Annotated in this window: 9 protein-coding genes and 2 pseudogenes; 7 read left to right on the top strand and 4 right to left on the bottom strand. The window is 69.1% G+C overall.

Going from position 1 to position 12060, the window contains the following annotated elements; all coding sequences use genetic code 11:
- Positions 1-89: 89 nt before the first annotated feature.
- The 3 genes and pseudogenes from KUM32_RS18435 (at position 90) to KUM32_RS18425 (ending at position 2299) form a co-directional block, all read left to right on the top strand.
- Positions 90-935 carry a phytanoyl-CoA dioxygenase family protein gene (locus tag KUM32_RS18435; RefSeq protein WP_217143016.1) on the top strand — a complete coding sequence of 282 codons (846 nt, stop codon included), beginning with the start codon at positions 90-92 and terminating at the stop codon, positions 933-935.
- Between the two features lie 82 nt (positions 936-1017).
- A pseudogene (locus tag KUM32_RS18430) lies at positions 1018-1524 on the top strand (Tn3 family transposase); the annotation flags it as partial.
- 136 nt (positions 1525-1660) lie between these two features.
- Positions 1661-2299, top strand: coding sequence for a hypothetical protein (locus KUM32_RS18425; protein WP_217143014.1), 639 nt, complete (start codon positions 1661-1663; stop codon positions 2297-2299).
- Here KUM32_RS18425 and KUM32_RS18420 read toward each other — a convergent pair.
- Both KUM32_RS18420 and KUM32_RS18415 read right to left on the bottom strand, forming a co-directional pair.
- Positions 2281-2880: a dihydrofolate reductase family protein gene (locus KUM32_RS18420; RefSeq protein ID WP_217143013.1), complete on the bottom strand. Its 600-nt coding sequence runs from the start codon at positions 2878-2880 to the stop codon at positions 2281-2283. The two genes, KUM32_RS18425 and KUM32_RS18420, sit on opposite strands and share 19 nt — an antisense overlap.
- Entirely contained in the window at positions 2877-3731 is an 855-nt protein-coding gene (locus KUM32_RS18415; protein WP_217143012.1) for a metalloregulator ArsR/SmtB family transcription factor, read from the bottom strand. Before KUM32_RS18415 ends, KUM32_RS18420 begins: the two co-directional genes overlap by 4 nt.
- 872 nt (positions 3732-4603) lie before the next feature.
- Between KUM32_RS18415 and KUM32_RS18410 the strand changes: the two genes are divergently transcribed.
- The gene (locus KUM32_RS18410) at positions 4604-4981 is read left to right on the top strand and encodes a hypothetical protein (RefSeq protein WP_217143011.1); all 378 of its coding nucleotides are present in this window, start codon (positions 4604-4606) and stop codon (positions 4979-4981) included.
- A gap of 470 nt (positions 4982-5451) precedes the next feature.
- On the opposite strand, the gene KUM32_RS18405 is transcribed toward KUM32_RS18410, so the two are convergent.
- Positions 5452-6981, bottom strand: a complete 1530-nt coding sequence (locus tag KUM32_RS18405; protein WP_254405771.1) for a hypothetical protein — start codon at positions 6979-6981, stop codon at positions 5452-5454.
- 309 nt (positions 6982-7290) lie between these two features.
- Complete coding sequence (locus KUM32_RS18400) at positions 7291-9108, bottom strand: thiamine pyrophosphate-dependent enzyme (protein ID WP_217143010.1); 1818 nt, start codon at positions 9106-9108, stop codon at positions 7291-7293.
- 248 nt (positions 9109-9356) lie between these two features.
- Here KUM32_RS18400 and KUM32_RS43550 point away from each other — a divergent pair, with 248 nt between their 5' ends.
- From KUM32_RS43550 to KUM32_RS18385, 3 genes and pseudogenes are all read left to right on the top strand, one after another.
- Positions 9357-9755 carry a hypothetical protein gene (locus KUM32_RS43550; protein ID WP_254405770.1) on the top strand — a complete coding sequence of 133 codons (399 nt, stop codon included), beginning with the start codon at positions 9357-9359 and terminating at the stop codon, positions 9753-9755.
- A gap of 243 nt (positions 9756-9998) precedes the next feature.
- Complete coding sequence (locus KUM32_RS43545) at positions 9999-11729, top strand: PE-PGRS family protein (RefSeq protein ID WP_254405769.1); 1731 nt, start codon at positions 9999-10001, stop codon at positions 11727-11729.
- A gap of 43 nt (positions 11730-11772) precedes the next feature.
- Positions 11773-11859 (top strand): annotated as a pseudogene (locus tag KUM32_RS18385) (IS5/IS1182 family transposase); the annotation flags it as partial.
- Between the last annotated feature and the right edge of the window lie 201 nt (positions 11860-12060).

Genomic DNA, 12060 nt, shown 5'->3' with positions numbered 1-12060 from the left:
GGAGGTCTTCGACCTGCGCCCCGTCGCGCTCATCCAGAACCTCAAGGACATCGCGTCCTGAACCGCACACCTTCATGGAGGGGAAACACATGAACGACAAGAACCTCGTCACGGTCGGCTCCGACGCCGATCTCGACCGAGTCTGCGATCTCCTCGAACAGGATGGTGCAGTCGTCGTGGAGGAGTTCCTGGACCCCGGCACCCGACAGGCCCTCTGGGCCGACCTGGGTCCCGCGCTGGACAAGTTCGGCTACGGCGACAATGATTTCTCCGGCCACAAGACCAAACGGATGTCCTCGCTGTTCGCCCGTAGCCGGCACATGGCCGCCGTTGCGCTGCACCCGTTGTTCCTCGGTGCTGCCCGCCGGCTCATTCAGCAGCCCGTGCCGGTCTGGTTCAGCGGTCAGCAGGTGAACATCTCACCCAACATCCAGGTCAGCGCGACTCAGGTGATCCAGATCTGGCCCGACGAGGGTGCGCAGTGGCTGCACCGCGACGACACCTCTCACCTGCGGCCCTACCCCGCGCCCACGACCCGGGTCCAAGTCATGGTCGCGATGACCGATTTCACTGCGGAGAACGGCGCGACCATGACGATCCCGGGAAGTCACCGCTGGGACGACGAGCGGGCACCTCAGCGCGACGAGGCGGTGCCGGCCGAGATGCCGGCCGGATCCGCGTTGATCTGGCTCGGCGGTCTCTATCACGGTGGCGGGCGCAACGCGTCCACCGAGCCGCGTACCGGGCTGACCCTGTCGTACATAGCCGGCAACATGCGACAGGAGGAGAACCAGTATCTCGCGGTGCCGATGGACGTGGTCCGCGAGTATCCCGAAGAGTTGCAGCGTCTGCTGGGCTACGACGTCTGTCCTCCGTTCCTCGGCTGGTACGAATCCAGTAACCCGCACTCCCTGCTCGACGAACGCGCCGGTTGATTTCCCTTCCTGGAGGCGCTGCCCGGGTGTCTCCTCCCGGTGACGGGCAGCACTTCGTTGTAGCCGTCGGAGCGGACCAGCACGACGATCTGGTAGGCAGGGTGCCCCACCCCCGCTGGGCGTGGCGTTCGCCGAGTACGGGCGCATCGCCAAGTCCGAGCACCTGCTGCGGGTGGTCGACCCGGTGGACGACACCTACCGCCCTCAGATGAACTGGCAGCTCACCGCGCGGGAATCCCGCCACGAGCTAAGCCCGGGACGTGTGCCACGGCAAGCGCGGGACCGTCCACCAGGCGTGCCGCGCTGGGACGGAGGACCAGCTCGGCGCGCCTGGCCTGTCCTCAACGCCATCGTGCTCTGGACGACCCGCTGCATCGACGCCGCCGTCGTCCAGCTGAAAGCCGAGGGCCACGAGTTCCGGGACGAGGACATCACCTGGCTCTCCCCGCTCAAGCACCGCAATCTGAACCTGCTCGGCCGCTACGGCTTCCCTCCACCCCGGCCTCAGGCCGCCCTGCGCCCACCGCGCGGTCCAGACGCACTGGAACTGGACGAAGACGAAGACGAGGACGAGTCGGCTGCCGACTGAAGCGGTCGTCAGCCGGCAGGCACCAACGCGGCGTCGTCCTGTACGACGGCTCAGAAGCCGCGCTCTGACGACCTGTCAACCTCGTTGAAGGGCGGGCCTGGCCAGCCTTGTCAGTGGCCACCTGTTTACTTGGCATATGACCGACAAGATGAGTCACAGCGATGTCCTCCGCACCACGGCCCTCACTCCCGACATCAAGATGGTCGAGCCATACGGAGGCGGGACGGGATTTCGGTTCAAGATCCGCAACGTGAAGATCGATGGCCAGGCCGACGTGGTACACGTCCGCGGTGGAGGTTCACACGAGGTCAGTTTCGACGTGCTGCATGATTGCTCGGAGTGCGGCAACGCCATCAACCAGGTGATCGTTGGGCTGGCGGGCCAGGATCGTGCCCAGGCGTCGGTATGGAACGGTAAGCGGCGCAGCGGGGGCGGCCTGAAGGTGGTCAATGCCGGCACGCACGTCGAGGCGCTGGCGGAAGACAACCCTGGTCCGGCGGAGTGGGTCAATGTGTCGTGCGACCTCATTGTCCCTGACGAACCCGGCGTCTACTCGGTTCGAGCACGATACGCCCAGGCGTATCAGGGACGCCTGATGACTGCCGAGGGACGTGCGATCCCACAGCCGGAGTACCAGGACGTGCTGGGCTGGTGGAAAGTCGACCGTCCGGAAGGACCTGGCCCGGAATCGGCCATAGGGACCATCATCGTCGAGGACGATGCCGCTGGTCAGGCTGGGGGTGCTGATCGGCCGGTTCAGCGGACCCGGTCGTAGACCAGGGCGATCTCGCCCAGCTCGCCCGTCTCCTGGTGGGTCAGCTTCCACTTCGAAGCCGGCAGGCCGTCATCGAACAGCCGCTGCCCGTCTCCCGCGATCTCGGGGAAGATCATGAGGTACAGCCGGTCGAGCAGATCGGCCGCAAGGAGCGGCTTGATGACGCTCGGGCAACTGTTGACGAGGATGTCGCCCTCGCCGGTGGCCTTGAGTTCAGCAACGATGTCGGCGGCTGGGGCGTTCACCACGCGGGTGCGTTCCCACGGCACTTCGGTCAGGGTGGTCGAGAAGACCACCTTGTCCGTGTCCACCAGCCATTTCGCGTATCCGCGATCACGCGGATCGGCGTTCTCGGCTGTGGCAACTGACGGCCAGTACCCCAGGAATCCCTCGGCGTTGACCCGGCCGAGCAGCGCTGTCGTCGCGCCCTCCCAGATGCGGGTGAGCTGGTTCCGCGCGACCTCGGAGGTCACGTACGGCGCGAACATGCTGAAATCGCTGGGTCCGCCGGGGCCGTGGTAACGCCCGTCGAGGGAGAGGGACAGGTTCGCGGTCACCCTGCGGCCGGTCGAGTCAGTCACTTCGTGCTCCTCGCGTCGGTGGTGTCGGTGTCGTGCGGGTCCGCGGCGAGGATCGCCGCGAGCTTGTCGAGGCTCTGTCCGAAGCCGATCTCGATGCCTGCGATGAAGTCGGCGGAGTCGACCGTGCTGTCGGTGATCCGCCAGTGGACGTCGAGGTCCGTGCCGGTTTCGGTGGGGCGCAGCCCCAGGTCGACGTGGGCGGTGAAGGCGAGGCTGCCGTCGGGGAGTACCGGCGAGGTCCGGTAGATGAGGCGCTCGGCGGGCCGTACGCCCTCGACGACGCCCTCCGCACGCCCGGCGACCACGTCAGAGCCGTAGGTGTCCTCGGCATCGCGGTACTCGTGGACGATCCGGCCACCCGGTCGCGCCTCGAAGACGAGCTCGGACACGCGGAGGTCGTCGGGCGTCCACCACTGGGCGAGCAGGGAGGGGTCGGTCAGGTGCCGCCAGACCAGCTCGGGGCGGCCTGCGAGCGGCCGGCGAAACGTGAACGAGCGACCGTCGGCCCACCCGGGCGCCTCCGCGGCGGCTCGCTCCGCGTGGAGGCTCGCCCCGTAGCGGTCGTACGTCGCGCGTGGGCCGCCGGCCTGGGTTGCGGTGTCGGCGAGCCCGCTGAGCGTGGCCGCGAGGTCCCGCAGGGGAGCGGGCCGGAGCGCGTAGATGCGGCGCTGGCCGGTGCGCTGGGAGGTGACGACGCCGGCGCGTTCGAGCGTCTGCAGGTGTTTGGTCGTCTGCGGCTGGCGTGCCCCGGCGAGCTGGGCGAGGACGCCGACCGGACGGGGCCGTTCGGCCAGCAGGCTCACGAGCCGCCAGCGGGCCGGGTCGGCCAAGGCGGTGAGAAGTGCGTCCATGAGCGTGAGTATTCCTGACGACGAATATTCGCGTCAAGGAATAGTTCATGGATCGGTCGCGGCCGGGCCGAGAACGGTGGACCGGCCGCCCCGCGAGGCCCCTCAGTCACTGCCGAACGACGCTCCAGCCGTGAGGATCGGCGGACCTGCAGACCTCCGCAGCGCCCCCTTCCCCTGGGCTGACCAGCGGCGATGAAGCAAGGCGTTTCACAGGCGGCCGCTCGTGAAACACCCCGCCGAGCGGCGGTCCACCTGCGGCGATCATGTGTCATGAGTTGTTGCGAACGACCTGGACGCCTGAAACACCCTCACGAAAAGGTCCGGGGCCCGTGAGCGACGACTTCAAGCGCGTGGGATCGCACAACTGCCCGACGTCCACCTGCACCGCCCCCACGGGCTCCCCCTGCCGGACCGGCAAGGGCAAAGCGGCCACCACACCGCCCGCTTCTGCCTCGTGCCCCAACTCGCCAAGGCACTCAGCGTGCCGACCCCTCCCGTACGTAAGCCGGGGCCGGTCCGGACTGAACTGCCCCGGCCCCCGAGCGCCGGCGAACACCACGACTCGGTCGCGGCCTCGAACTCGCCATGCTCGCCGAGGACTGAAGGCGAGCGACGTCGGCCTGGAATTCCTCACCGGGAACTGAAGGGCTCGCACGACACCTGCACGAACACCGGGTCACCCCCCGTCCAGGGTGCCGGTGTTGCGTCCCCCCGGCCCCGGCGGACAGGACAAGTACGTCCGGTGTCCCGGACACCGGACGTGTCCGGGACACGTCCCGGACGATACTCACCCTTCTCCAGCTGAGTAGCAGGCCACAGGATGCTCGATGTTCATCGCTCGTCCATCGCTTCTCAGTGCTACGGAGGGTTTCATGAACCTGCGCAGAGTCATGTTCGGAGCAGCTGCCGGCGCCGCACTGGTGCTGGGCACGCTGGCTGCGCCGGCAGCCCAGGCCACCTCGGCGGGGACGGCCGCGGTCACCTGCGGCAACGCCTACTGGCCGCACAGTCCCGTCGACGGGACTGTCGGCAGCGTGACCAAGAGCACCTCGGCGGCGGCGCACACCGGCCCTTACGGTGCGTGCACCACTGTGGGGCACATCGCCCCCGGCACCCCGGTCGAGTACGACTGCTACGTGTGGAACGACTACGGCAACTCCTGGACGTGGGTCCGTGAGCCCAACGGCGCCAGCCTCGGCTGGGTCTACGACGCGTACCTCGAGTACGGCGGTTCCAACGAGCCGTGCTGAGAGCGGCCGCTTCGCCGCTCACCTGACCGGGGCGGACACGGAAACGTGGTGGTCCTCCTCGGACGCTCTCCTCACTGGTGGCCCCGCATCGAAGAGTTTGGTGCGGGGCCACCGGCCCGTCCGGGCCGCATCGACAGGGGTGGTCGGCGTTCCCCGCCGCATTCGGAGGGGCCCGTCCGGACCGTACGTGCCCCTACCCGCAGGCTTCTCCCGCTGCCGGCGAGGTCCCCGTCCGGCCGGCTTCCGTCTGCCGACGACAGTGCCCGGCAGGAAGCCGTCGCCGCGCCGCAGGCTGCCACACAGCCGGCTTCGGAGGGCGACCGCGGCCAGGAGCCGGGCAAGCCCCGCCGTGCCCTGGTCCGCCGCCGCGTCTGACCGCACACGGCGACGCCCTCGGACGCCCGCCGGGGCTGCTCACCTTCGACGTGATCCGCCAGGCCGCCGAGGAAGGCCGCCGCGCCGGGCGCGGACTACCGGCCGCCGTGGGGAACCGTGCTCGGTGCCTTGACCGTGTCCACCACAAGCCAGTGCTCCGAGCGGTAGTGGAGCGCGTCACCCGCGTAGCCGAGCACGTAATGGACGTCCCCGACCCGGTCCGGCAGAACGTCCTCCAGGACGAACGTTCCGTCCTCGGCGACCGGGACCGGCGGCAGGTCGGCGACCTCGAGGCCATTCAGTCGCTGCACCGTGATCCGCGGCGCCTCGGTGGGTGCCAGTCCGTCCAGGTCCAGTCGTCCGGTGACCCTGAACGGCCCCCCGGCGACGGCCGGGCCGTGCGTCACGTCCACGAAACGCGACGGGGCCAGGGCCTCCCGGGTCTGGATCGTGTGCAGCCAGAACCTGGTGCCCTCCTGGTCGGAGGTCACGACGAAGAGCTGTTGTCCGTCCCCGGAGAACTCCATGCCCCGCGGGACGACGCGATGGCCCGCGGCCTCGTCCTCGAAGCTGATGCGCAGCGGCTGCCGCTCGACCGACGGGTCGGCGAACGCAAGGGTCAGGTCGGCGGCATCGCCCGACGCCGCGCCGCCCTGGGCGAACCACTTGCCGTCGGGACTGAAGGCGACGGCCGTGGGCGCCACGCCCTCCGGCAGCGGCGCGTACTGGTTCTCGAGGAAGCGGGCGTCCTGGCCGCCGAGCAGCACGGTCCCCCGGACCCCGTCGGCCACCGCGAGGACGGAGCCGTCCGCTGAGAAGTCGGCGTCCCGGAAGTCCATGCCCCGGTCCGTGCCGTCCTCGGTGAACCGGCGCTCGCCCAGGAACTCCAGCAGGTTCCCGTCCGCCCCGTCCGTCACCCGGTAGATCCCCAGGTCGGGGTCGGCGGTCGGGGACCATCGCTCCGGAGCGGTCACCAGCAGTCCTCCGGGCCCTCCCTCGAGATGGACCGGGGTGCTCGAGTACATGACCTCCCCGGCCTTGCCGCCCTCGGCCGTCGCGGCGACGCCGACACTGCCCAGCCCGTCGGCGCAGCCTGCGGGCGACGCGGCCGGCCGGCTGGTGAAGAACAGCCGCCCGCCTGTGTGCACCAGCTCCCGCCCACAGCCGTCGGCCGGCGCCGGAATCGGGTCGAGGGGGTACAAGGACCCGCTGTAGTGGGAGTAGTTCGCGATGTGGTCCGACTGCCCGGCATAGACTTTCGAGCCGTCCGGCTCCACCGCGACGCCGGACAGAGGGGCGGCCATGTGGGCGCTCGCGACCGCACGCCCGGCACCCTCGTAGAGCACGCCGATCAGCTCACCGTCCCGCGACCCGTCCGGATAGACCCGGTCCCCGGCGATCCACACGCGCCGGCCGACGTCGTCCACCGTCATCTGGGTGAACGACGCGGCCGACAGTTCCATACCCGGGCCCGACGGCACCACGGCCGCCGCGGCGGTGTCCGGAGCGGCGGCGTCCGGGGCCGCGGACGCGGTACCGGGGGCCGCCGACAGGGCCGACCCGGCCAGTGCGCCCGCCAGCAGCACCGTCGTCAGCCTGCCGGCTCTTCCTCGCGCGTTGCTCAACGCTGATCCCACCCCTGATGTCGGCGCGCCACCACGGATCGGGCGGCGCTCGTGCAGACACACAAGCGCCAACAACAGGCTGAGGCAAGCCATGTGGTGTCACCGCCGCGTCACAGTGGCGTCCGAGGAGCACATCGCGCGTTCGCTGCCTTGGCAAGAGCTTCGCCTGCTCCAGGACCTCGGGCGAGCCCCTGCCCGCCAACGATTGGCCGGTGCGCTGTGGTGGCGTGGTGGGGAGGGGCTTCACCCGTCACCGTCGTGGACGCCAGGGCGGTGCTCACGCGTGCCGGGGACAGCAGACGCGGGGCGTCAGCGGTAGCGGGCGAGGTCGTCGTAGTGCTGCTGGAGGGCTGGGGAGAGGGCGACGCGGTCGTTTTCGAGCAGGTTACGGGCCATCTCCGGGGCGGCAGGTTCGCCTCGCTCGAACGCCTGGGCGATGTGCTGGGCGTGGGAAGGCTGGAGGCTTTCGCCGAAGGGCGCCTCGTAGGGGTCGGTGACGGCTTCGATCAGGCAGGGGCCCTCGGTCGCCATGGCTTCGGCCAACACCTCGGCGGCCCGCGCGGGGTCGTCGATGCGGAAGGCACGCAAGCCGCACGCGCGGGCGACGGCGGTGAAGTCGATGGGGTGCAGTTCGCAGCCCATCTGGGGGTTGCCCAGCAGGGCGGTCTGTTCCCAGACCTCCAGGGCCAGGGAGTTGTTGCGCAGCACGACGACCTTGATGGGCAGAGCGTACTGGGCGAGCGTGGCCAGCTCGCCCATGCCCATGCTCATCGAGCCGTCACCGGTGAACGCGATGACCGGCCGGTCGGGATGGGCGCACTGGGCACCGATGGCGTAGGGCAGGGCGGAGCCCATGCTGCACAGGGTGCCGGAGAAGGAGTACTGCATTCCCCGGCGCAGCCGCAGGCGGCCACCCCAAGCGGTGACCGTGCCGGCGTCCCCGGTGACGACCGCCCGGTCCGGGAGCGCTTTGGACAGCTCCCAGGTCACTACCTGCGGCCGCATCGGAATGCCGGAGCCCTCGGCCTGCTCGCCGATCAGCTCCCACCACCGCCGGTAGCTCTCCTGCGCGGTTTCAAGGAACGACCGGTCGGTTTTGTGTTCCAGCAGCGGCAGGAGACGTTCCAGCACGACCTGGGCGTGGCCGACGAGGCCGGCCTCGACGGGAAAGCGCATACCGATACGGTCCGCATTGAGGTCGATCTGCACCCCGCGGGCCTGCCCCGGCTTGGGCCAGAACTCGTAGTAGGGGGTGGAGGAGCCGACGATGAGGAAGCCGTCGCAGGTCTCGAACGCCTCGTGGGAGGCACGGGTGCCGATCAGCCCCATACCGCCGGTCGTGTAGGGGCTGTCGTCCGGCACGCAGTCCTTGCCCAGCCCGGCCTTGACGATCGGCGCCCCGAGTACCTCGGCCACCTGCTCCAGCACCTCGCCGGCCCCGCGGGCCCCCGCACCCGCGCAGATCGCGACCCGCTCACAGCTGTTGAGGATCTCCGCCGCAGCACGCAGCTGCTCCTCGTCGGGGACGACCGTGAAGGACTGCGGGGCGAGGGAGACGTGGCCGGGCACGTTCTTCTGTGACGCCGTGTCCTGCTCAAGGGTGAAGGACTGGACGTCGATCGGGATGGCCAGGTGCGAGGGCGTGCGGTTCATCAAGGCACTGCGCACCGCCAGGTCGGTGGCCGGCACCGCGTGGGTGGGCCCCATGACGCGCTCAGAGAACAGGCAGGCGTGCTCGAACAGCCGGTCGGAGGGAAGGTCCTGCAGGAAGTGCGCGCCGATGGTGTCGTGGTAGGACAGGCCGGTGATCGCGATGACCGGGGCGCCGTCGATCCGCGCGTCGTACAGGCCGTTGAGCAGATGGACCGCCCCGGGGCCGGCGGTGGCCACGCACACGGCGGGCCTACCGGTGAACTTGGCGTAGCCGACACATGCCAGAGCCGCGTTCTCCTCGTGCCGCACGTGGACGAACCGCATCCGTGGGTGGGTGCGCAGTGCCTCGAAGAACCCGTTGACCTGGTCACCGCAGATCCCGAAGCAGGTGTCGATGCCCCAGTCGAGCAACCGCTCGACGACCAGGTCCGACGTCGTCTTGGAAGCCGGTCCGGCAGCGGGCTTCTCGCCCATGAAGAGCCTCCCTTTCACTCCCCGCGTCGGCGAGGGTACGCATCGGCCGTCCCGCGGCCCCTGATCAGGGCCTACCCCCCGTACTTCGGGCACAGCGGATCACCTGCCGCGTTTCATCAGGTCAGCCCACGTGACGTCGTCAGCGAGGAGCCGCCGTGCTGCCCTCCTCTCCGGGAATCCACCGCTCCACCCCCCGAAGATGACCATCGACGACCCGGCCTGGTCTTCTGAGCCGGGAATCCTGTGACATGCCGCGCTCCGGCGGACCCCGGACGGTCACCGGCGAGCAGGTCGCCGCCGTGGTGCCCCGGACGCCGGAGTCGACGCCGGAGAACGTCACACACGGGTCGACGAGGGCGATGGCCAAGGAGACGGGCCTGTCGCAGTCGACCGTGTCGTGGATCTGGCGCCCCCTCGGCCTCCAGCCGCACCACCGGCACCGGGCCGAGGTGTTCAAGAAGTTCCTGGCCAGGCTCGACCAGGCGATCCCGCGGGGCCTGGACGTGCACCTGGTGCTGGACGACTACGCCACCCACAAAACCCCGCCATCAAGACCTGGCTGGTGGCCCACCCCCGCTTCCACCTGCACTTCACGCCCACCGGATCGTGCTGGCCGAACCTGGTCGAGCGGTGGTTCGCCGAGCTGACGAACAAGCGCATACGGCGAGGGGTCCCCAGAAGCGTCCAGGCGCTGGAGAAGGAAATCCGTACATGGATCGCCGCATGGAACACCGATCCCAAGCCCTGCGCATGGACCAGGACAGCAGAAGAGATCCTGGAACGCCTCGCCGGCCATCTGAACAGAATCCTGACTCAGCAGAGCCGGAGGGGACACCGGGTCTGCCCCCGTATCCCTTGAGCCGTCGCCGCAAAGCCATCAGCATTGAAAGATGTACGAACAGCAGCACAGCGCCGACGAGCGCGACAAGCCGGGATTACCCGCTCGGTCCGTCTCCCCGCCCCAGGCCACGGTGCTGTCCGTGCCGACGGCGGGCGGACCGGATCGGCTGGGCCCCGCCGAGCTGAGGGACATCCAGCGCGCGGCGGGCAACCGGGCGGCGACGGCGGCCGTTCGGAGTACGCAAGAGACCGCGGCACCCAAGGACGCGTCTTCGGAGGAGAGCGCCCAGCCGGTCGATACCCTGGTCGCCCGGCTGGCCGAGTCGATCGAGAAGAACACGCTGCAGAAGAAGCGGAAGTTCAACTTCTGGGAGCCGCACAAGAAGTGGCCGGAAAAGTGGCTGATGGAGAATGCCCGGCTGCGGCGGGTCCTGGAGCGCCGACTGGTCCTCGGGAAGCCCTTCCAGCCAGACGAAGTGAATGACATCAAGGCCCTGTCGACGGCGAGGCCTGACTGGCTGAAGGACATCGGCATCGGCACCTATGCCGAGGGAGAACAGAACGCGGCCGGCCTGGGCGCGAAGTCCGGCACCGGCAAGGGTGTCAAGAAGGACGTCACGGTCAAGGCCACGCAGGCCGAGAACACCGAGGAGCAGGCCGACTACTCGAAATGGCTGAAGCTGTCTCCGGGACGGCGCGTCCTGGCCGCCACCATCGCCTTCAAGGAGCAGGCCCCGCGAGGCGGCGCCCGCATCCCCGACAACCCGGCCTACACCCTGGGCCGCTTCATAAACAGCCAGTCGATGGGAACCGACGATCCGGAACGCCGGAAACTGGAAGCCGAACGCGACGAGCAGATCAGGGAGACAGCCGTCGACACCCTGTTCCCGGAGGGGGTGAGCGCGGACCGCAAGCACCCCGACGGAGCGAACCCGGAGGCCGAGATGAAGGAGCGGGACGCCTTCGCCCGCACCATCCTCACCAACGTCCTGCTCGTCCTCCAAAACGGACTCCAGGTCGGCGGCGCCGACGGCCAGCACCTCGACTACAAGGACGGCGACGTCATCCGGGCGCTCGCGCACGGAGGGCGCGTCAACATCCGCATCCCCGCCCTCCGCTCGGGTGAGCAACCCCATCAGCTACTCGACACCCTCGGCATCACGAAGGAGGGCGTCCGCGACAAGCACGTGGTGGTGCGTGACTTTGCCACACACCGTTCCACCATCGGCCCCAACAAGGAGGGCCGGCCCGGCGCCTTCAAGGAGCAGGGCGGCGTCGGCTCGGCGCTGAAGAACAAGCTCTCGGATTTCACCCCGGGCATGACCAACCCGGATCTCCTGGGCGTCAACATCTCCGGCGGCGGCCTCGGAACCAAGGATTGGAACGGCGACGTGGTGCTGCCGGACGGCTCCTACGGGCACATGCTCCTGGTGTTCACCGCGCCCACCGCGGCACGGGACGGCTCCCTGCTGGTCGGTATCGAGACGGTGGCGCCTCACGCCCGCAGCCCGGTCGGATACCACCACGGCATCAGGTCCACGGAGGCCACCGCCAACCCCGAGTCGGTGCTGCACGGCCACAAACAGGACAAGGTCGGCTCCGGGAAGATGAAGAACAACCAGCGCCTGGTCGAGCTGAAGAGGCTGGAGAAGCCGGGCGGACAGCGCTGGCACGAATTCCTGGAGACGATCAAGAAGGAATGGGCGGAGAAACTGGCGGGGGCCGAAACCATCGAGCAGAAACGCCGTCTCTACCAGGGACTGGTCGGCCGACGCTCCTAGAGGTCGTCCTGTAACCGCTGGTCAGAGCTGAGATGATCTTGCCGTGACTGGTGTGATCACGGCGTCGGAGCCCTCCTGGACAGGTCCGTTCACCGGGCTGAGCCCGCGGCAGTTCGGCAGGCCGATCACCGCTACATGTTCCAGGCGACGCGCTAGGCCGTGTTTTAGGTAGCGCGGGCGGCCAGCCACTTGATGAGGTCGCCTGCGATCTGATTGATGCTGGTCTGGGTGGCGACGTCGTGCTCACGCCGACTGGTGTCACTCCGGACGATCTCGTAGCTGCCCTCGTCCAGCACCGCGACGGAGGCGAACCAAGCGGGATCGTCCTCGT

Source organism: Streptomyces sp. AC627_RSS907 (assembly GCF_019049165.1).
The sequence above is the reverse complement of the archived record's forward strand: the minus strand, read 5'-3'. Positions and strand labels throughout refer to the sequence as shown.

Excerpts from the sequence above, each read along its gene's own strand:
- KUM32_RS18435 (WP_217143016.1), top strand. The coding sequence starts at position 90 with ATGAACGACAAGAACCTCGTCACGGTCGGCTCCGACGCCGATCTCGAC.
- KUM32_RS43550 (WP_254405770.1), top strand. The coding sequence starts at position 9,357 with ATGCCGCGCTCCGGCGGACCCCGGACGGTCACCGGCGAGCAGGTCGCC.
- KUM32_RS18400 (WP_217143010.1), bottom strand. The coding sequence starts at position 9,108 with ATGGGCGAGAAGCCCGCTGCCGGACCGGCTTCCAAGACGACGTCGGAC.
- KUM32_RS18415 (WP_217143012.1), bottom strand. The coding sequence starts at position 3,731 with ATGGACGCACTTCTCACCGCCTTGGCCGACCCGGCCCGCTGGCGGCTC.
- KUM32_RS43545 (WP_254405769.1), top strand. The coding sequence starts at position 9,999 with ATGTACGAACAGCAGCACAGCGCCGACGAGCGCGACAAGCCGGGATTA.
- KUM32_RS18425 (WP_217143014.1), top strand. The coding sequence starts at position 1,661 with ATGACCGACAAGATGAGTCACAGCGATGTCCTCCGCACCACGGCCCTC.
- KUM32_RS18410 (WP_217143011.1), top strand. The coding sequence starts at position 4,604 with ATGAACCTGCGCAGAGTCATGTTCGGAGCAGCTGCCGGCGCCGCACTG.